The sequence below is a fragment of the Stenotrophomonas sp. STEN023 genome (genome assembly GCF_056760135.1).
In genome coordinates, this window is record NZ_JBRREF010000089.1 from 1 (window position 1) to 18,270 (window position 18,270).

General features: G+C 64.4%; 12 protein-coding genes. 6 read left to right on the forward strand and 6 right to left on the reverse strand.

Annotated features, from left to right (window positions below; genetic code table 11):
* The first annotated feature begins 146 nt into the window (after positions 1–146).
* The 3 genes from rimM to rplS all read left to right on the forward strand — a co-directional run bounded on the left by rimM (position 147) and on the right by rplS (position 1,993).
* On the forward strand, positions 147–662 hold the full coding sequence (rimM, locus tag ACVOLV_RS18770) for a ribosome maturation factor RimM (RefSeq protein WP_481555687.1): 516 nt from the start codon (positions 147–149) through the stop codon (positions 660–662).
* A gap of 5 nt (positions 663–667) precedes the next feature.
* The gene (gene trmD / locus ACVOLV_RS18775; protein ID WP_481555688.1) at positions 668–1,447 is read left to right on the forward strand and encodes a tRNA (guanosine(37)-N1)-methyltransferase TrmD; all 780 of its coding nucleotides are present in this window, start codon (positions 668–670) and stop codon (positions 1,445–1,447) included.
* A 135-nt stretch (positions 1,448–1,582) separates the two neighbouring features.
* Positions 1,583–1,993, forward strand: a complete 411-nt coding sequence (rplS, locus tag ACVOLV_RS18780) for a 50S ribosomal protein L19 (RefSeq protein ID WP_057626601.1) — start codon at positions 1,583–1,585, stop codon at positions 1,991–1,993.
* Positions 1,994–2,633: 640 nt separating this feature from the next.
* Here the strand turns inward: rplS and ACVOLV_RS18785 are convergent.
* The 6 genes from ACVOLV_RS18785 to ACVOLV_RS18810 all read right to left on the reverse strand — a co-directional run bounded on the left by ACVOLV_RS18785 (position 2,634) and on the right by ACVOLV_RS18810 (position 9,920).
* Positions 2,634–4,433 carry an MFS transporter gene (locus tag ACVOLV_RS18785; protein WP_481555689.1) on the reverse strand — a complete coding sequence of 600 codons (1,800 nt, stop codon included), beginning with the start codon at positions 4,431–4,433 and terminating at the stop codon, positions 2,634–2,636.
* Positions 4,434–4,567: 134 nt separating this feature from the next.
* Positions 4,568–5,680, reverse strand: a complete 1,113-nt coding sequence (gene nagA / locus ACVOLV_RS18790) for an N-acetylglucosamine-6-phosphate deacetylase (protein WP_481555690.1) — start codon at positions 5,678–5,680, stop codon at positions 4,568–4,570.
* The gene (locus ACVOLV_RS18795; protein WP_083491097.1) at positions 5,677–6,459 is read right to left on the reverse strand and encodes a DeoR family transcriptional regulator; all 783 of its coding nucleotides are present in this window, start codon (positions 6,457–6,459) and stop codon (positions 5,677–5,679) included. Before ACVOLV_RS18795 ends, nagA begins: the two co-directional genes overlap by 4 nt.
* 26 nt (positions 6,460–6,485) lie before the next feature.
* Positions 6,486–7,820 carry a D-tagatose-bisphosphate aldolase, class II, non-catalytic subunit gene (locus tag ACVOLV_RS18800; protein ID WP_481555691.1) on the reverse strand — a complete coding sequence of 445 codons (1,335 nt, stop codon included), beginning with the start codon at positions 7,818–7,820 and terminating at the stop codon, positions 6,486–6,488.
* Positions 7,821–7,822: 2 nt separating this feature from the next.
* A complete protein-coding gene (locus ACVOLV_RS18805; RefSeq protein ID WP_481555692.1) occupies positions 7,823–8,773 on the reverse strand; it encodes an ROK family protein in 951 nt (316 codons plus the stop codon).
* Positions 8,766–9,920 (reverse strand): SIS domain-containing protein, encoded by a 1,155-nt coding sequence (locus ACVOLV_RS18810; protein ID WP_481555693.1) that lies wholly within the window; start codon positions 9,918–9,920, stop codon positions 8,766–8,768. Before ACVOLV_RS18810 ends, ACVOLV_RS18805 begins: the two co-directional genes overlap by 8 nt.
* Before the next feature lie 316 nt (positions 9,921–10,236).
* Here ACVOLV_RS18810 and ACVOLV_RS18815 point away from each other — a divergent pair, with 316 nt between their 5' ends.
* From ACVOLV_RS18815 to ACVOLV_RS18825, 3 genes are all read left to right on the forward strand, one after another.
* Positions 10,237–13,599, forward strand: coding sequence for a TIM-barrel domain-containing protein (locus ACVOLV_RS18815; RefSeq protein ID WP_481555694.1), 3,363 nt, complete (start codon positions 10,237–10,239; stop codon positions 13,597–13,599).
* A 124-nt stretch (positions 13,600–13,723) separates the two neighbouring features.
* Positions 13,724–16,699, forward strand: coding sequence for a TonB-dependent receptor plug domain-containing protein (locus ACVOLV_RS18820; RefSeq protein ID WP_481555695.1), 2,976 nt, complete (start codon positions 13,724–13,726; stop codon positions 16,697–16,699).
* A 115-nt stretch (positions 16,700–16,814) separates the two neighbouring features.
* Positions 16,815–18,170 carry a Gfo/Idh/MocA family protein gene (locus tag ACVOLV_RS18825; protein ID WP_481555696.1) on the forward strand — a complete coding sequence of 452 codons (1,356 nt, stop codon included), beginning with the start codon at positions 16,815–16,817 and terminating at the stop codon, positions 18,168–18,170.
* Positions 18,171–18,270 lie beyond the last annotated feature (100 nt).

Below are 18,270 nucleotides of genomic sequence, written 5' to 3' on the forward strand. Positions count from 1 at the left end.
GGGGGGCGGGCCGGCCGGCGCCGGGCCCCCCCCCCCGCCCCCCCCCCCCCCTCCCCGCTCCCCCCCCCCCACGCGCCCCCCCCCCCCCCCCGCCCCCCGGCCCTCGGGGCCGGCGCCCGCCCCCCCCCCCCCCCCCCGACTGCTATATGAAGAAAGATATCGAGCGCCGGATCCTGCTGGGCAGGGTTGCCGGCGTTTTTGGTGTGCGCGGCGAACTGAAGCTTGAGTCCTGGACCGAGCCACGTTCCGCCATTTTCAAATACCAGCCTTGGATTCTGCGTACCCCGGCGGGGCAGGAGTCCGAGCTGACCGGTGTGCGCGGCCGCGATTCGGGCAAGACCCTGGTGGCGAACTTCCCGGGCGTGACCGACCGCGATGTGGCCGAAGCCATGCGCGGGACCGAGATCTACGTTGCCCGCAGCGCCCTGCCGCCGCCGAGCGCGGACGAGTATTACTGGGTTGATCTGGAAGGCCTGGACGTGGAAACCGTCGAAGGCGTCAAGCTGGGTATCGCCTCGCATCTGTTCAGCACCGGCTCCAACGACGTACTGGTTACCCGTGGCGACCGTGAGCGGATGATTCCGTTCGTGATGGGCGACTTCGTCAAATCCGTGGATTTCGACGCCAACCTGATCGTGGTCGACTGGGATCCGGAGTTTTAAAGCCCGTGCGTGTAGACGTCATCAGCCTGTTTCCAGAATTCCTTGCCCAATCGGCTGCGCTGGGCGTGGTCGGTCGTGCGCAGGAGCGCGGGCTGCTGGAACTGCACGGCTGGAATCCGCGCGATTATGCCGAGGGCAATTACCGCCGGGTGGACGACCGTCCGTTTGGTGGCGGCCCGGGCATGGTGATGCTGATCGAGCCCCTGCGCGCAGCCCTGGCGGCGGCGCGTGCGGCTGACCCAGCGCCTGCACCGGTCATCTATCTGAGTCCGCAGGGCAGGCCGCTGGACCAGGCCAAGGTTCGTGAATTGGCCGCCTTGCCGCGGATGATCCTGCTCTGCGGTCGCTATGAAGGCGTGGACGAGCGCTTCCTGGCCAGTGAGGTGGATGAGGAGATCTCCATTGGCGATTACGTGCTGTCCGGCGGTGAGTTGGGTGCGGCGGTGATCATCGATGCGGTGACCCGTCTGCAGGAGGGGGCCTTGAACGATGCCGAATCTGCGGTCCAGGACAGTTTCGAGGGTGACGGCCTGCTGGATTGCCCACACTACAGCCATCCGGCCAGCCACCCGCTGGGCGATGTGCCTGACGTGCTGCGCTCCGGTAACCATGCCGCCATTGCCGCTTGGCGCCGCCAGCAATCCTTGCTGCGCACGTCATTGCGGCGTCCGGACCTGTTGGACGAGGCCAGCCTGAACAAGGCTGACCGCAAGCTGCTGGCCGAAGCCCGGCAGGCGCTTGCAGATTCGTTCAAACAAGCTACTGGCGCCGAGGGCGAACAGTAAGTTAGAATTACGAGTTCCCGTCGGCTGAATGGCCTGACGTGGAGCCAGAACAATAACGTGCAGCGCAATCCGGCGACTGTATGAGCCTAAGCTGTCGATACCGACACGCCCACCCCGAACAATCGGTGTAACCCAATGAGCAAGCTGAACAAGTCCATCGTCGCGGAATTCGAATCCGCCCAGATCACCCGCGAACTGCCGAAGTTCAGCCAGGGCGACACCGTCGTGGTGAACGTGAAGGTCAAGGAAGGCAACCGTGAGCGCGTGCAGGCATACGAAGGCGTCGTCATCGGCACCAAGAATGCTGGCCTGAACTCCGCTTTCACCGTGCGCAAGATCTCGCACGGCTACGGCGTCGAGCGCGTCTTCCAGACCCACAGCGCCATCATCGACTCGGTCGAAGTGAAGCGTCGCGGTAAGGTTCGCGCCGGTAAGCTGTACTACCTGCGTGGCCTGGAAGGCAAGGCTGCCCGCATCAAGGAAGATCTGGCTGCTGCCCAGCAGGCCAAGGCTGCTCGCCTGGCTGCCAAGGCTTCCGCCGAGTAATCCCGCCAACAGGCCAAGCCTGTTTGCAGCAACGGCCACCTTCGGGTGGCCGTTTGCGTTTGTGGGCTTGGGTGGAGTGAGGGCTGGAAGCTGGGAAAGCTCAGAAGCTCAGAAGCTCAGAAGCTCAGAAGCGCAGAAGCGCAGAAGCGTAGAAGCGTAGAAGCGCAGAAGCGTAGAAGCGTAGAAGCGTAGAAGCGTAGAAGCGTAGAAGCGTAGAAGCGTAGAAGCGTAGAAGCGTAGAAGCGTAGAAGCCCCCTCATCCGCCCTCCGGGCACCTTCTCCCGCAGGCGGGAGAAGGGAAGGCTGGCGTTGCTTGGGGGCTGGTGCATTGCTTGCGCTCTGCGCGGCCAACTATCCGATAGCAGAAAAGCCTAGCTGTCCCTTCTCCCGCCTGCGGGAGAAGGTGCCCGGAGGGCGGATGAGGGGGCTTTTGATTCTTGCTTGGCTTGTAGCTCCACTGCCGCTCAGTGGGAAAGCTTGGATCATTGCGGTGCGCTTAGGTGTTACTTGCGCTCTGCGTGGCCATCTATCCGATAGCAGAAAAGCCTGTCTGTCCCTTCTCCCGCTTGCGGGAGAAGGTGCCCGGAGGGCGGATGAGGGGGGCTTTTGATTCTTGCCCTGGCTTTCCGCCTTGCAGCCCTCAGCGGAAATGCGCCTCGATCTGCTCCAGCGTCTTGCCCTTGGTCTCCGGCAACCAGAACGCCGCAATCAGGAAGAACGCGAACGTACACGCCGCCCAGAACAGGAACATGCTGGCGTATCCGTAATGGCCAACCGTAGGCAGGAACACCGCCGCGATCGTGGTCGATACGAACTGGTTGATCAGCAACGCGATGCTCATGCCGTTCGACCGAATCCGGTTAGGCATCAACTCCGACAATGCCAGCCACACGCACACGCCTGGTCCCACCGCGAAGAACGCCACGAATACCAGGATGCAGGCAGCCACCGCCCAGCCATGCGAAGCCGGCGGCACTGCGCCGATCCAGGCCTGCTCGATGCGCAGTGGAGCATTGGCAGCAGCGCTCGGGTCCGGGAACGGATTCAGATGCAGGCTGCGGAAGAAGCGACCAATCACGCTGTCGGCGTGCACGGTGCTGGAGCGTTCGATCAGCAGCTGTTGATCGCTGGGATTGTCACTGCGCAGCGAGCGCACATCGCTGAAGCCGCCATAGCTCCACGACACCGTCAGCTGTGACGGCTGCCCATCCCGATTGCGGGTACCGGCGAGCTGATGCCATTGCGCAGCATCCAGCTGCAACTGCAGACCATCGGCCTGCACCGCATGCTGCAATACCTGCTGCACATCAGCGCGGCCCTGTTCGGCCTTGAAGAACAGCATCGCTGCAGCCAACAGGGCAAGACAGATGCCACCACTGCCGATCATCAACAGGAATTTGCGGCCCTTGCGATCCACCAGGAACAGCGCCACCAGGGTCATGATCACATTGAGCAGCTTGATCGCTACATCCGCACCGTTCGCAGCTGCACCCGGCAGGCCAGCTTGATTGAGGATGTTGACCGCGTAGGCGAGGATCGAGTTGATGCCGGTGGCCTGGGTGAAGGCCAGCACCAGGCAGGCCAGCACGAACGGCACCATGTAGCGGCGACTGAACAGCCGGTCGCGCTCGCCATCGGCCTTGGCCGTCACCGGATTCTGGATCTGCGCGAGTGTGGCTTCCACCTGCGACGGCGGCAGCGTGGCCTGCAAGCCGCGACGTGCAGCATCGATGCGACCGCGACGTGCCAGCCAGCGTGGTGATTCGTTGAGCCAGAACAGGCCGATGCAGAACACCACGCCCGGCAGCAGGCAGGTCCAGAAGATCGTGCGCCAGGCCTGGTCCTTCACTGCGAACAGATGCTGTGCCTGCTGCACCAGGGGCATGTTGCGTACCGACTCCGCTGCGGCATCCACCGAATGCGCTTGATACAAACCAATCAGGGCAGCAAGTACCAGACCTACCGTCAGCAGCAGCTGGAACATCGCCGCGCCGCGACCGCGTCGTTCCGGTCCCAGTACTTCGGCCAGATACAGCGGCACCACCACGCCGATCAAGCCACCGCTGATGCCTTGCAGCAGGCGTCCCAGCAGCAGCGGCGTATAGCCGGAGGCCAGCGCCATGATCGGGATGCTGGCGGTGAACAGCACGCCAGCGAGCATCATCGCGCCGCGTCGGCCGATCAGGTCGGCGATCATGCCGGCGAACAGCGATGACAACACACTGCCCAGCAATACCGCCGCGACCACGAAGCCCATCTGTTGGCTGCTCAGCTGCCAGGCATGGCTAGCGGTGGCTTCCAGATAGGGCAGGGCGCCGGCAATGATGCCGATGTCGATGCCGTACAGCAGGCCGCCAAGACCGGCGATGAAAAGGAGATAGCGCACGGGCCAACGCGGCGCGGCGTCGCTGGCGGGCACGGCAAAAGTGGTGTCTGTCATCGGCGCGTTCCTGGGGCAAGATTTTGTAGTGCCGAGCCATGCTCGGCTGCACTTCGTTCCGGTGTATGCGCTGCCGGATCGCGCCGCGCATCCGCGCGGTTTGCCGAGCATGGCTCGGCACTACATGGAGCGGATCAGCTTGGGTCGATCGGGTTGCCGGCTATCCATACCTGTTGCAACTTCAATTGCGGGTCCAGCACCACCATGTCCGCGCGCAGGCCTGGGGCGATGCGGCCGCGGTCTTCCAGACCCAGGTAATCGGCCTGGATGGTGGAAACACGTTGCGAGGCGTCGGCCAGTTCGAGGCCGACATCGACCAGATTGCGCAGCGCCTGGTCCATGGTCAGTGCGCTGCCGGCGAGCGAGCCGGTGGAGAGCCGCACGCAGCCCATGCACTTGTGCACGCGCTGCTCGCCCAGCGCGTATTCGCCATCGGGCATGCCGGTGGCGGCAGTGGCATCGGTGACTGCATACAAGCGCGGGATCGCCCGCACCGCCATGCGGATCGCGCCGCGATGCACATGTTGCAGGTCGGGAATCAGTTCGGCGTATTCGGCATGCGCCAATGCGGCAGCAGCGATACCGGGCTTGTAGTGATCAACGCCAGTCATGCCATTGAACAGATGGGTGAAGCCAACCGCGCCAGCCTGCAATGCGGCGACCGCATCGTCGTAGCTGCCGGCGCTGTGGCCGATCTGCACGCGGATGCCCATCGCGGCCAACGCCGGAATCAAGGCGGTGTGCTGGCCGATTTCCGGCGCAATCGTCAGCACCTTGATCGGCGCCAGGGCATGCAGGTGCTGCACCGACTCCAGGGTTGCTTCCAGCGTGCGTGGCGGCTGTGCGCCCAGACGCTGCGGGCTGATGAAGGGGCCTTCCAGATGCACACCGATGATCTGCGCGGCATCCGCATCGGGTGTCGCCATCACCTGGGCGACACCGCGCAGGGCATTCTCGATCTCGGCGTACTCGGCGGTCATCGTCGTGCCGAGCAGGGTGGTGGTGCCGTAGCGGGCATGGGTGTGGGCGATGCGGCGGGCGACATCGCCGCCCTGCATCAGGTCCACGCCCGCTGCGCCATGCACATGCAGGTCGATGAAGCCGGGCAGGATGATCGGCAGATCGCCGCCATCACCCGTATGGTCTTCTACTTCCAACGTGCGCAGCTGCTGGTCGAAATGGACGTGGCCACGACGCCAGCCCAGCGGGGTGAGAATGCGGCCGTACAGGCTGCGGGTAGCGGTCATAGCGGTGGCTCGGCGGTGATCACTTCAATGCCCTGACGTTGCAAGCCTTCACGGGTTGCTTCGTCGATGCCGGGGTCGGTGATGATGGCGTGGATCTGGTCGAGGCGGGCGATGCGGTGCAGGCTGACCCGGCCAAATTTCGAAGCGTCGGTCAGCACCACGATGCGGCGGGCGCGCTCGACCATGCGGTGATTGAGGCGGGCTTCGGCTTCGTCGTGGGTGGTCAGGCCGAACTGCAGGTCCAGGCCGTCCACGCCGAGGAACAAGGTGTCGAAGCTGTAGGAGGTGAGGCTGGCTTCGGCCTGGCTGCCCTGCAGCGACAGCGACTGCTTGCGCAGCAGGCCGCCGGTCAGCAGCACGTTGACCGCCGGTGCGTTGGCCAGTTCCCAGGCGATGTTCAAGCCATTGGTCATCACCGTGACGTCGCGGTGGTCGCGCAGGTGCCGGGCCAGGGTCATGGTGGTGGAGCCGGAGTCGATGATGATGTTGTCGCCGGGTTGCACCAGCTGCGCGGCGCGCATGCCGATGGATTCCTTCAGCGACAGGTTCAGCGCATCTTTCTCGTGGATGTCCTGTTCCTGCGGCGGCATGCGTACCAGGGTTGCGCCACCGTGGGTGCGCGTGGCCAGGCCCTGCGCCTCGAAGTGGCCCAGGTCGGTACGGATGGTCACCGCCGACACGCCGAACTGGTCAACCAGTTCGGCAACCTGCACCGAGCCCTGGTCGATCAGGCGTTGCAGGATCTGCTGTCGGCGGGGACGGGTATTGCGCATGGTCAGCTCTCTTGTGCGTTTGAAAGCGGAGATTAACCGTTCGCAAGGTTTGCGGCGCGCAAACTTTCGCTTTGCTTGCGTGTACCTGCCTGATTGGCGCTGCAGGCGCGCGCGTATTCGCCCAGGCACTGGCCGACGCGATGCTGCACCAAGGCGGCCGGCGTGGCGGCCAGTTGGCCTTCGCGCACAGCCACATACTGGCCCGGCAGGTATTGGCTGAGCAGCACGAGCGGCGGGGTGTGCTGTTCCAGGTTGGCGAACAAGGTCTGCACGGCCTGCAGCAGCTCCGGCTCGCCCCAGTAGTAGCGGCAGCGGTCACTGAAGGCGTAGGAGCGCAGCAGGCGCAGCGTGGCCTCGTCGCCGTGGTAGTGCGCCTGCCAGTTCTTCGGCTTGGCCAGCATCACCTGTTCCAGTACCTGCGGCAGCTTCGAGCACTGCGTGGCAGGCAGCAGTTCGGCTTCGATCGCGGCGAGTGCGAACAAGGCTTCGCGGTAGGCAAACGTTGCCGCCGGGCCGACCTTGAGGATGGCGAAGTGATCGCGCACCAGCGCATGCAGGCCGGACTCGCGTTGGTAGTCGGTCGAGTGCGCTTCAAACACGATGCGCGGCTGCTGTTCAAGGAAGTCAGCCAGCTCGCTGGCAGCGGCGGCGTCGTATTCGTGCACGCTGCTGTGGTCGAAGTCCACGCCCGGCTGCACGACCATTGCAATCACGCGCTGCCAGGCATCGCGCAGTTCCGGTGTGTCGAAGGCCTGCTGGTGGATGGCCAGGGTCTGCGCGGCAGCAGCCGGCGTGGTGACGGCCAAGCCACCTGCCAGCGAGGCTTCGCCACCGGGGATCGGCACTTCGGTACCGATCACATAGACCGGCGGCGGCAGGCCATTGGCTTTGGCAGTGGCTTCGGCAATCACTGCCAGCTCGGCCGAACGCGCGGCGACGGTAGCGTCGGGCAATGGGGTCGGATCATCGGCGCAGGACATGCTGCAGTCGAGATGGATCTTGTGGAAACCGGCGGCGACATAGGCTTCGATCAGCACGCGCGCATTGGCCATCGCTTCGGCGGCCGGCTGCTTCTGCCAGGCGTTGGGACCGAGGTGATCGCCGCCCAGGATCAGTTGCGCGCGCGGGAAGCCTTCTTCGTCGGCGAGCGCTTCCACATAGGCGCGGTACTGCGACGGGGTCATGCCGGTGTAACCGCCGAACTGGTCGACCTGGTTGGAAGTGGCTTCGATCAGCAGCACGGTGCGGTGTTGCGCGGCCACGTGCATGGCCGCGCGCAACACCTGTTCGTTGCTGCAGCAGACGCTGTACAGGCCGACGTTGTGGCCTTGGCGATGAGAGGCAAGCAGGGATTGCAGCGGTGACATGGTCAAGCTCCGGGAATCAGGTAAGCGGGTTGGCAGGCGAGCAGGGCGGCACCACGGGCACCGCCGGCATCGCCGAAGCGCGGTGGCACGATGGGCGGCACTTCCACGCCGTTGAACAGATGTGCGGCGATGGCCGCGGGCAGCTGCTGGTAGAGCGGTGCGTACTGCGACAGGCCGCCACCAAGCACGATGACGTGCGGGTCCAGCGCGAGGATCAGCGCGGCGAAACTGTGGCCGAGCAGGTCGCGGTGGATGTCCAGCGCCTGCATGGCGCGGATGTCACCGGCTTCGGCCCGGGCGATGACTTCGCTGGCGTTGGCCGCATTGCCGCCGAGGTGGCGTTCGATCATGGCCACGCCGCTGCCGGAGACATAGCGCTCCACGCAGCCGCGCAAGCCGCAGCCACAATCCAGCAGCGGCAAACCATGCCGTTGCAGCAGGTTGGCTGGCACGCTCCAGTGGCCCCATTCGCCGGCCAGGCCGTTGAAGCCGCCGACCAGCTTGCCGTGCAGGCAGTAACCACCGCCGGCACCGGTGCCGAGGATGGCGCCGAACATGCTGGCGTAGCCGTCCGCCGCGCCGCCGTGTGCTTCGGACAAGGCAAAGCACTGCAGGTCGTTGCCGAAGTGCAGTGGCCGTTGCAGGCGTGCCTGCAGGTCGGCGCTGACGCATTGGCCGGTCAGTGCTGGTACGTTGGCACTGAGCTGACGGCCACTGCGACGCTCGCGCACGCCGGGCAAGGCGATGCCGATGGCCTGCGCGCGTTGGCCGAGTTCTGCATCGGCATCTGCAACCAGCGTTTCCACTGCCTGCAGGAAACCGTTGTAGTCGCCTTGTGGGGTGGCGATGCGTTTGCGCCACGCGACCTGGAGGGCGGCATCGCAGGCCACCAGTTCAATCTTGGTACCGCCAATGTCGATGCCGTAACAGGCCGGGGCGCGGGTATCAGCCATGGTGGATGGTGACGCCCTTGACCACGCGGTTGACGGTGCCGTCCGGGAACGGATTGTCGGGGGTCAGTCCGAGTGCGGCCGAGCGCTGCAGGGCGTACAGCTGCGCGAACGGCAGCCACACCGGCGCCAACCAGCTGTCGGGCAGGGCAGGCACGGACAAGGTGTAGTCGTCGTGGATGCCCAGGTCCGAATGCGGGCCGATCGACAATACCTTGCCGGCAACGCCATCACCGCGCAGTTCTTCCAGCAGGTCCTGTTCGTAGCGTCGCGCCAGCGGCTCGGCGCTGCGCAGTACCACTACCAGCGTTTCCTCATTGAGCGTGGACTTGGGCCCGTGGCGGAAACCCAGAGGCGTGTTGGCCAATGCCAGCACACGGCCGGCAGTGAGTTCCAACACCTTCAGTGCTGCCTCACGGGCCAGTGCTTCCAGCGGACCACTGGCCAGGTAGATAACGCGGTTGTACGGCTGCGCAGCCAGTGCAGCGACCGCAGCATCCCAATTGCCCAAGCCCTGGCGTGCGAGTGCGGCAACCTGCTGGATGCGCTGTACGCGTTCGGCCCAAGGTGCGCTGTCGAACACGGTCAGTGCGGTCAGCAGCATGCAGCTCAGGCTGCTGGTCATGGCGAAGGCGCGGTCGCAGCTGGCGGCCGGCATCAGCACGGTGCAGGTGTCGTCGCGACCGGCGCCACGGCGGGCCAGTTCGCCTTCGGCATTGCAGGTGATGTCGAGGAAGCGGGCATCGTCGACATCAGCGCGTACGCGATCGACGGCGGCCACGCTTTCCGGGCTGGAACCGCTGCGGCCGAACGACACCAGCAGGGTCGGGTGGTCGCGCTGCAGGTACAGCGCCGGGTGGGTGAGCAGGCTGGTGGTGTGCACGGCGCGCACTTCGGCCGGCCACTGCGCATTGATGGTGTCGGCCACCATCTCGGCGATGAATCCGGAACTGCCGGCACCGGTGAAGATCACCCGTTGCCGCGGATCGGACAGGCGTTGGCCGAGGAAAGCCTGCAGGCGCGTGCTGGCCTGTTGCAGGTCGATGGCAAGGGTTTCCCACAGCGCGGGCTGCTGGGCGATTTCGGTAGCGGTATCGGCTCCGCCCAGGCGCTGCCAGGCGGTCAGATCGTGAAGCAGGGTGGCATCCATGTGTGATTCCTGATTGGCCAGCGCACCATCTTTCTTTTCTTTCGAAATGTCAAATAGCGAAAGCAAAACGAAAGAAATAATTTGATTCGGCTTTATTCTCTTGAGAATCGTCTGAAGCGAAAGGTTTCCCGGGAAACCCTTTCGCAGCAATGAATACGGTCAGCTTCGCGATGTGAAAGTTGGTGCTGTGCACCATCTTTCGATTGCAAGAAATCTTACTTATCTTTTGCTTTCATTTTGTTGACATCTTTCGATTTCCTGCCCTAGAGTCGGCGCACTCGGTTTCGAAACGCCCGTTGAACGGGTTGGAGGCAAGGTGGAACACTGCGTTCGTCAATCGCCGCTGTTGCTGGCACTGCTTTCGGCCCTGTTGTTGCCGGCAGTGACTGCACAGGCCGAGCCCATCGGCAATCTGCGCTCCGTCACCGCCAGCGATGGCCGCGACGGCGTGCGTGCCTGGGACGTACGCAGTGATACCGGCAGCACCCTGCGCATCGAGGTGCTGGCCAACGACATCGTGCATGTGCAGGCCGGTCGCAACGGCAAGCTGACCGGCGCAGGCGACAAGGCCGCACCCATCGTGTTGCCGCAGCCCGTGCAGCAGGTGCAGGCGCAGCTGGAAGAAGACGCGCAGGAAATCCGCGTGCGCACCCCGGCGCTCGTTCTGCATGTGCAGCGGCAGCCCTTGCAGCTGCGCCTGGAGCGTCTGGACGGCGGCAAGCCGGTGTCGCTATGGCAGGAACAGCAGCCGCTGGATCTGTCCGCCGAGCAGAGCGTGCAGGTGTTGTCCTCGCAGGCCGATGAAGCCTTCTACGGTGGCGGTCAGCAGAACGGCCGTTTCCAGTTCAAGGGGCGCGAGCTTGAAGTTTCCTATTCCGGTGGCTGGGAAGAGGGCGACCGCCCGAGCCCCGCGCCGATGCTGCTCAGCTCACGCGGCTGGGGCATGTTGCGCAACACCTGGAGCGACGGCAGCTATGACCTGCGCCAGCCGGACCAGGCCACTCTGCTGCACCGCGAAGACCGCTTCGATGCCTATTACTTCGTCGGCAATGATCTGCAGCGTCTGCTGGAGCGCTACACCCAGCTGACCGGCCGACCGAACATGGTCGCGCGCTGGGCGCTGTCCTACGGCGATGCCGATTGCTACAACGATGGCGACAACGTCAAGAAGCCCGGCAGCGTGCCCGAAGGCTGGAGCGATGGCCCCACCGGCACGACCATTGATGTGGTCAACAGCGTCGCCGCCAAGTACCGCGAGAACGACATGCCGGGCGGCTGGATCCTGCCCAATGACGGCTACGGCTGCGGTTACAAGCAGCTGCCGGAAACCGCGCAGGGCTTGGCTAAATACGGCTTCAAGACCGGCCTGTGGACCGAGAACGGCGTCGACAAGATCGCCTGGGAAGTCGGCAAGGCCGGCAGCCGCGTGCAGAAGCTGGACGTGGCCTGGACCGGGCAGGGCTATCAGTTCGCGATGGATGCCAACCGCCAGGCTTTCGACGGCATCCTCAACAACTCCGACTCGCGTCCGTTCCTGTGGACGGTGATGGGTTGGGCCGGCATCCAGCGTTATGCGGTTGCGTGGACCGGTGACCAGAGCAGCAGCTGGGACTACATCCGTTGGCACGTGCCGACCCTGGTGGGTTCCGGTCTGTCGGGCATGGCCTATGCGAGCGGCGACGTCGATGCGATCTTCGGTGGCAGCGCCGAAACCTTCACCCGCGACCTGCAGTGGAAGACCTTCACTCCGGTGCTGATGGGCATGTCCGGCTGGTCGTCGAATGCGCGCAAGCACCCCTGGGCCTTCGACGAACCCTACCGCTCGATCAACCGCGACTACCTCAAGCTGAAAATGCGCCTGACCCCGTATATGTACGGTTTGGTGCATGACGCCGCCCAAAGCGGGGCACCGCCGGTGCGTGGGCTGATGTGGGACAACCCGCAGGACCCGCACGCGCAGGACGAAACCTATAAGTACCAGTTCCTGCTCGGCCGCGATCTGCTGGTCGCGCCGGTCTACCGCAGTCAGGCCGCAAGCCGTGGCTGGCGCCGCGATATCCATCTGCCTGCCGGCGGCTGGTACGACTATTGGGATGGCCGCCATCTGCAGGCCGGTGCTGCTGGCAAGCAACTCGATCGTCCGGTCGAGCTGGCGACGCTGCCGGTATTCGTGCGCGCCGGTGCGATCCTGCCGATGTATCCGGAGATGCTGTTCGACGGCGAGAAACCGCTTGATGAAGTGACCTTCGATCTGTACCCGCAGGGTGCATCCAGCTACACGCTGTACGAAGACGATGGCAGCACCCGCCGCTATCAGAAGGGCGAGTCGAGTACGCAGCAGATCCGCGTGCAGGCACCGGCGCAGGGCAGTGGCCCGGTGCAGGTCGAGATCGCGCCGGTGCAGGGTGAGTATCAAGGTCAGTTGGCGCAGCGTCGCTATGGCCTGCGTGTGTTGAATCGCAACGCACCGGCTGCCGTGCAGCTGGATGGCCGTGCGCTGCCCAAGCTCGCCGATGCCGCTGCATTGCAGGCAGCCAGCGAAGGCTGGTACTTCGATGGCAAAGAGCGCAAGGGTACGCTGCATGTGCGTACCGCGACGCAGGACATCCGTGCGGCATTGAAACTGCAGCTGGATTTCCCGGTCGCCGCCGCGCTCGCCGATGACGTCTTCCCGAACGCACCGGAGCTGGGCCGCGCGCTGCCGTCAGACAGCCTGCTGGTGGTCAACCGTCCGGCCGAAGAGCCCGGCCATCCGCTGGAAAATGCCTTCGACGACGATCCGGCGACATGGTTCCGCAGCGTGCGCAACCAGGCCATCCGCACCGGTGCCCATGAGTGGGTGGTGGGCTTTGGCGAGCGCAAGCTGATCGACGGCATTGAACTGGCACCGCGCAACGACCAGCACTGGAAGCATGGTCAGGTGCGTGATTACGAAATCTACATGGCCGACAGCAATGGCGAGTGGGGCAAGCCGATTGCCAGTGGTCATCTGCAGCTGAAGCAGGAACTGCAGCGCATCGACTTCCCGGCCCACGCAGGCCGCCTGCTGCGCTTCCGCGTGCTCAGCGTGCAGAACCCTGACGGTGACGGCGCAAGTGGCGCCGATCCGATGGTGACCGCAGCGCAGGGCAGCACCGCACGTGCGGTGGATGCATTGCAGCCGCGCGATGTTGGCCCGATTGCACTGTCCACCTTCCATATCCTTGAGCAGCAAACGGCCGAGCGGCCGGCGCGGCAGCAATACCTCTCCCAGCTGCCGCTGCCGGCCGTATTGGCCGCCCAGGTGCATGCCGACCGTTCGTTTGCCGCCGCTGTGCCAATGCGCATGAACGGCCTGCAGTTCCGCCGCGGTCTCGGCGTTGGTGCGCAAAGCCGCATCGACATGAGTTTGAAGGGGCAGTGGAAAACGCTGCGCGCCGACCTCGGCGTGGATGACCAATGCCGTCAAGCCGGTGGTCTGCAGTTCCAGGTATGGGGTGATGACCGCCTGCTCTATGACAGCGGCTTCGTGAAAGCGCCGGGCGTGGTCAAGCCCGAGCTCGATATCCGCGGTCTGTCCAGATTGAGTCTGCGCACCTTGGGCGCGCAGGGTAGCCAACCGTCCCAGGTCTGCGCCAACTGGGCCAACGCCGTACTGATCGGCGAGGAGGGCGATTCCGCCGACATCCTCGCCCCATGACCCACCCGTAACACCGCTCCTCCCACCGGATTACCCCCGGCTACGGTCCAAGAACCGTGGCATGGGATCGCTTTGCCCGCCAACTGCTGTTTTTTTTGCGTGCCCTTGCCAGGAGAGAACCCCGATGTTGCCAGCCAACCGCAGTGCCAAACGCTGTTTGCAAGCTCCACTATCGTTGGCTGTCGCCAGCGTGCTGTTCGCCATCGCCGCACCTGCCTTCGCGCAGGACAAGGCCGAGAAGGAAAAGGACAAGACCACCGAGTTGTCCCGCATCGAGGTCACCGGTTCCAACATCCGCCGCACCGATGTGGAAACCGCATCGCCGGTGCAGGTGATCAGTAAGCAGGACATCGAAAACATGGGCGCGCGCACGCTGTTGCAGGTGCTCGACAATCTGCCGGCAGCACGTCCGGGCCAGGTCGATTCCAAGTCCTTGTTCTCCGGTTCGGACGGCGCTTCGCAGGCCAACCTGCGTGGCCTCGGCGCACAAGGCACGCTGGTGCTGTTGAACGGTCGCCGCCTGTCGTACTACGGCGCGCCGGCTGGCTTCCAGACCCAGTTCGTCAACATCGATGCCATTCCTGCCGCCGTCATCGAGCGCATGGAAGTGCTGACCGATGGCGCCTCGGCCGTATACGGCACCGATGCAGTGGCCGGCGTCATCAACGTCATCACCAAGAGCAGCTACCAGGGCCTGGAAGTCAGTGGCACCTGGGACACTGCCTCGCGCTTTGATTCCTTCGGTGAAAAGCAGGCCAGCGTCACTGGCGGTTTCGGCGACATGGCCGAGGACGGCTACAACGTCTATGCCAGCGTCAACCTGTATGAGCGCGACGGCATTCCAGACAGCGAGTGGTACCTCAAGCACCCGGGCCAGTTCTACGTCAACACACCGGACTACATCAAGAATCTGCGGCTGGACACCGGCAGTGCGCCGGGCGTGTTCAACCCCGGCTACTACTACGCCATCGATCCGGTCACCGGCGTGCGCAAGGACGAGGCTGCACCGGGTTGCAACAACGTGCTGCAGGTCAGCAGTGGCACCCGTTGCATCTGGCAGACCTGGATGAACCGGCAGATCAACGGCGGCGCGGATTCCAAGCGTGTCACTGCCTACGTCAATGGTCATTACCAGCTCAACGACAGCACCGAGGCATTCGCCGAAGTCACTTATACCGATATCGACCTGCACGCCAATGGCGGTACGCCGCGTGCTTACGGCACCACCACCGGCAATCCGCAGAGCTGGTTCTCGCGCAACACCGGCAATACGGTCAACCAGTTCCTGACCCCGTGGCTCGGCCCGAACAACGAATACAACCACGCCAGCCCGGAGCTGAAGGCGATGAATGGCGGTGTGGTCGGTTTGGGTTACCTGCTGCAGGACGTCGGCGGTGGCCACTTCGGTCAGCGCAATACCGACGACAGCTACCGTGTGGTGGCGGGTCTGCGTGGTGCTGCTGGCGACTGGAACTGGGAAACCGCGTTCGCCACCGCCGGTTCGCACTCGGTCACCTACCAGACCACCAACGTCAACCTGAAAGGCTTCGAGAAAGCCTTCGGTCCGTACACCATCGATCCGGGCACTGGTCGCGTCATCATTTCCGATCACCCGGCCTACAAGTTCGGCGAGATCAGTGAAGCCAACGCGGCGCTGATCCGTGAGGCCTTCCCGACCTTCGACATCGAGTCGTGGACCCGCCTGCACACCTTGGACGGCAAGATCGAAGGCCCGCTGTTCAACATGCCGGCTGGCGAAGTGCGCGCGGCATTCGGCTTCAATGCAACCCGCGAAACGTTCTACACGCCGGGCAACCCGGATGCCGCCAACGGCCTGATCACCCAGCAGGGCGGCTCGTGGTTTGACGGCAAGCGCAACACCTACGCACTGTTCTCCGAAGCCGTGGTGCCGCTCACCGAGAAGCTCGAGATGGACCTGGCACTGCGCCTGGACAAGTACCCGGGCTTCAGCGCCAACGCCGCGCCGAAGATCGGCCTGAAGTACCAGGCGCTGCCGCAGCTGATGCTGCGTGGTACCTATTCGGAAGGCTTCCGCGCCCCCAGCCTGGCCGAGGCCGGCAGCGGTGGCGTGTACGCACAGATCGGTGGCTATCGCGATGAAGTCCGTTGCGCGGAAACCAATGCAATCGCCGGGCTGCTGCGGCAGTCCAACCGTGTCGTCGACAAGGACCTGGGCAACAGCCTGTGGAACAGCGATTGCGCCCGCAACGTTGCGCGCATGACCCAGCCCAACCAGGATCTGAAGCCGGAGAAGGCGAAGATCGCCACGCTGGGCGTCGTGCTGGAGCCGACCGATTGGCTGTCGGTGTCGGCTGACTACTGGTTCGTGTACCGCCGCGATGAAATCGTCGCACCGGACTACAGCAAGGAAGAAGACATCGACTCGATGACCCGCTTCCCGATCACCGAGTCCGACAAGTCCAACCTCGCTGCACTGGCCGCCATGTGCAGCGACCCGGCCAGCGGTGTGACCTGTCCAGGCACCTTGCCGGGCTACAGCATCGGCAACGTGGCCAGCGTGATCGGCCAGTACAGCAACCGTGGCCGCACCCTGATTGACGGCTTCGACGTGGATCTGCGCAGCCGCTTCGACCTGGGTGAATGGGGCCGCCTGAACATCGGTGTGGCAGCTACCATCGCCAACCGCAACATGTACAACTCCGACAACGGTGACGGCTGGTACTACGGCAACCTGGTTGGCTACTACAACAACCCGAAGGTGCGCGCCACGTTCAACACCAACTGGACGTACGGCAAGTGGGATACCGGCTTCTACGTCAACTACGTCGGCGGCACCAAGTGGGCCTACGACCGCATCGACGCGCAGGACAACAATGCGCAGACCTGCACCGGCAGCTTCCTCGACCTGGCCCCCGGCCATTGCGGCGGCGCACCGGCGTGGTGGACCGCAAACCTGAGCGTGAACTGGCGCCCGATCGAGAAGCTGAGCGTCGGCGTGACCGTGAAGAACCTGTTCAACCGCCTGCCGTTCTACGATCCGAACGACTGGATGAACTTCTCCGGCTATGCCAACAACTTTGGTCGCATCTACAGCGTGACCGCCACCTACAAGTTCTGATCCACCGCAGCAGCGCTTCCCCCTCATGCATTGCATGAGGGGGAAGACAGTGACACCGTCAGCACGGTCGCGGCACGCCTGCCATGACCGGCACGACCCTGAAAGAGGAAACACAATGAAGCGTAGGGAATTCATCATGGCCAGCGCGGCCCTGGCCGCCACCAGCCTGCTGCCGGAAACGCCGGCCTGGGCACGCGGTCGCAAGGTGCGCCTGGGCGTGATCGGCACCGGCATGCGCGGCCAGGTACTGCTGAAGGAACTGGTACGCCGCGACGACGTCGACGTGGTTGCCCTGTGCGACATCGAGCCGATCATGCTTGGCCGCGCCATGGACATGGTGGCCAAGGCCGGCAAGCCGGCACCGCAGGCCTACGGCGCGGACCGTGACCAGAACGCCTGGAAGCGCCTGCTTGAGCAGCGTGGCCTGGATGGCGTGATCATCGCCACCCCGTGGGAACTGCATGCACCGATGGCGATCGCGGCGATGCAGGCCAAGGTCGCGGTGGGCTGCGAAGTGGTCGCCGGCATCACCCTGCAGGACCATTGGGATGTGCTCAATACCCAGCTCAGCACCGGCACGCCGTACATGCTGCTGGAGAACGTCTGCTATCGCCGTGACGTGATGGCCGCACTGCAGATGGTGCGGCAAGGCCTGTTCGGTGAACTGGTGCACCTGCAGGCTGGCTACCAGCACGACCTGCGTGGGGTGAAGTTCAACGACGGTACGCCCGAGCATCCCTACGACAGTGGCGTGGAGTTCGGTGCCAAGGGCTGGTCGGAAGCACGCTGGCGCACCGAGCATTCGGTGCAGCGCAATGGCGAGTTGTATCCCAGCCACGGCATCGGCCCGTGCGCGATGTATACCGGCATCAACCGCGGCAATCGCTTCACCCATATCAATGCGTTCGCCAGCAAGGCGCGCGGCCTGCATGAGTACACCGTGGCCAAGAGTGGTGGCACTACCCACCCGAGCACCAAGGTCAAGTTCAAGCTTGGCGACATCGTCACCACCACGCTGGCCTGCGAGAACGGTGAGACCATCCTGCTGCAGCACGACACCTCGCTGCCGCGCCCGTATTCGATGGGCTTCCGCGTGCAGGGCACCAAGGGTCTGTGGATGGACGTCAACCACGGCATCCATATCGAGGGCCGCAGCCCGCCGCACCAGTGGGAAGAGTTCAAGACCTACCAGGACCAGTACGAGCACCCGCTGTGGAAGCAGCATGCCGACACCGCCGCCAGCGCCGGCCACGGTGGCATGGACTGGTTCGTGATCCACGCCTTCGTCGAGGCATTGAAGGCCAAGGCACCGATGCCGATCGATATCTACGATGCCGTGACCTGGAGTGCGATCACCCCGTTGTCCGAGCAGTCGATTGCCAACAGCTTCCAGACCCTGGAGTTCCCGGACTTCACCAAGGGCCTGTGGCAGCAGCGCAAGCCGATCTTTGCCTTCGACGGCAGTTATTGATCAACCGCAACTGTAGTGGGGGGCGCCGCCAGGGGGGGTGGGGGGGCCGGGGGGACCCCCCCCCCCCGGGGGGCGGGCGCGACGGAGGGGGCGCGGGGAG

Excerpts from the sequence above, each read along its gene's own strand:
- rimM (WP_481555687.1), top strand. The coding sequence starts at position 147 with ATGAAGAAAGATATCGAGCGCCGGATCCTGCTGGGCAGGGTTGCCGGC.
- rplS (WP_057626601.1), top strand. The coding sequence starts at position 1,583 with ATGAGCAAGCTGAACAAGTCCATCGTCGCGGAATTCGAATCCGCCCAG.
- ACVOLV_RS18785 (WP_481555689.1), bottom strand. The coding sequence starts at position 4,433 with ATGACAGACACCACTTTTGCCGTGCCCGCCAGCGACGCCGCGCCGCGT.
- nagA (WP_481555690.1), bottom strand. The coding sequence starts at position 5,680 with ATGACCGCTACCCGCAGCCTGTACGGCCGCATTCTCACCCCGCTGGGC.
- ACVOLV_RS18800 (WP_481555691.1), bottom strand. The coding sequence starts at position 7,820 with ATGTCACCGCTGCAATCCCTGCTTGCCTCTCATCGCCAAGGCCACAAC.
- ACVOLV_RS18805 (WP_481555692.1), bottom strand. The coding sequence starts at position 8,773 with ATGGCTGATACCCGCGCCCCGGCCTGTTACGGCATCGACATTGGCGGT.
- ACVOLV_RS18810 (WP_481555693.1), bottom strand. The coding sequence starts at position 9,920 with ATGGATGCCACCCTGCTTCACGATCTGACCGCCTGGCAGCGCCTGGGC.
- ACVOLV_RS18820 (WP_481555695.1), top strand. The coding sequence starts at position 13,724 with ATGTTGCCAGCCAACCGCAGTGCCAAACGCTGTTTGCAAGCTCCACTA.
- ACVOLV_RS18825 (WP_481555696.1), top strand. The coding sequence starts at position 16,815 with ATGAAGCGTAGGGAATTCATCATGGCCAGCGCGGCCCTGGCCGCCACC.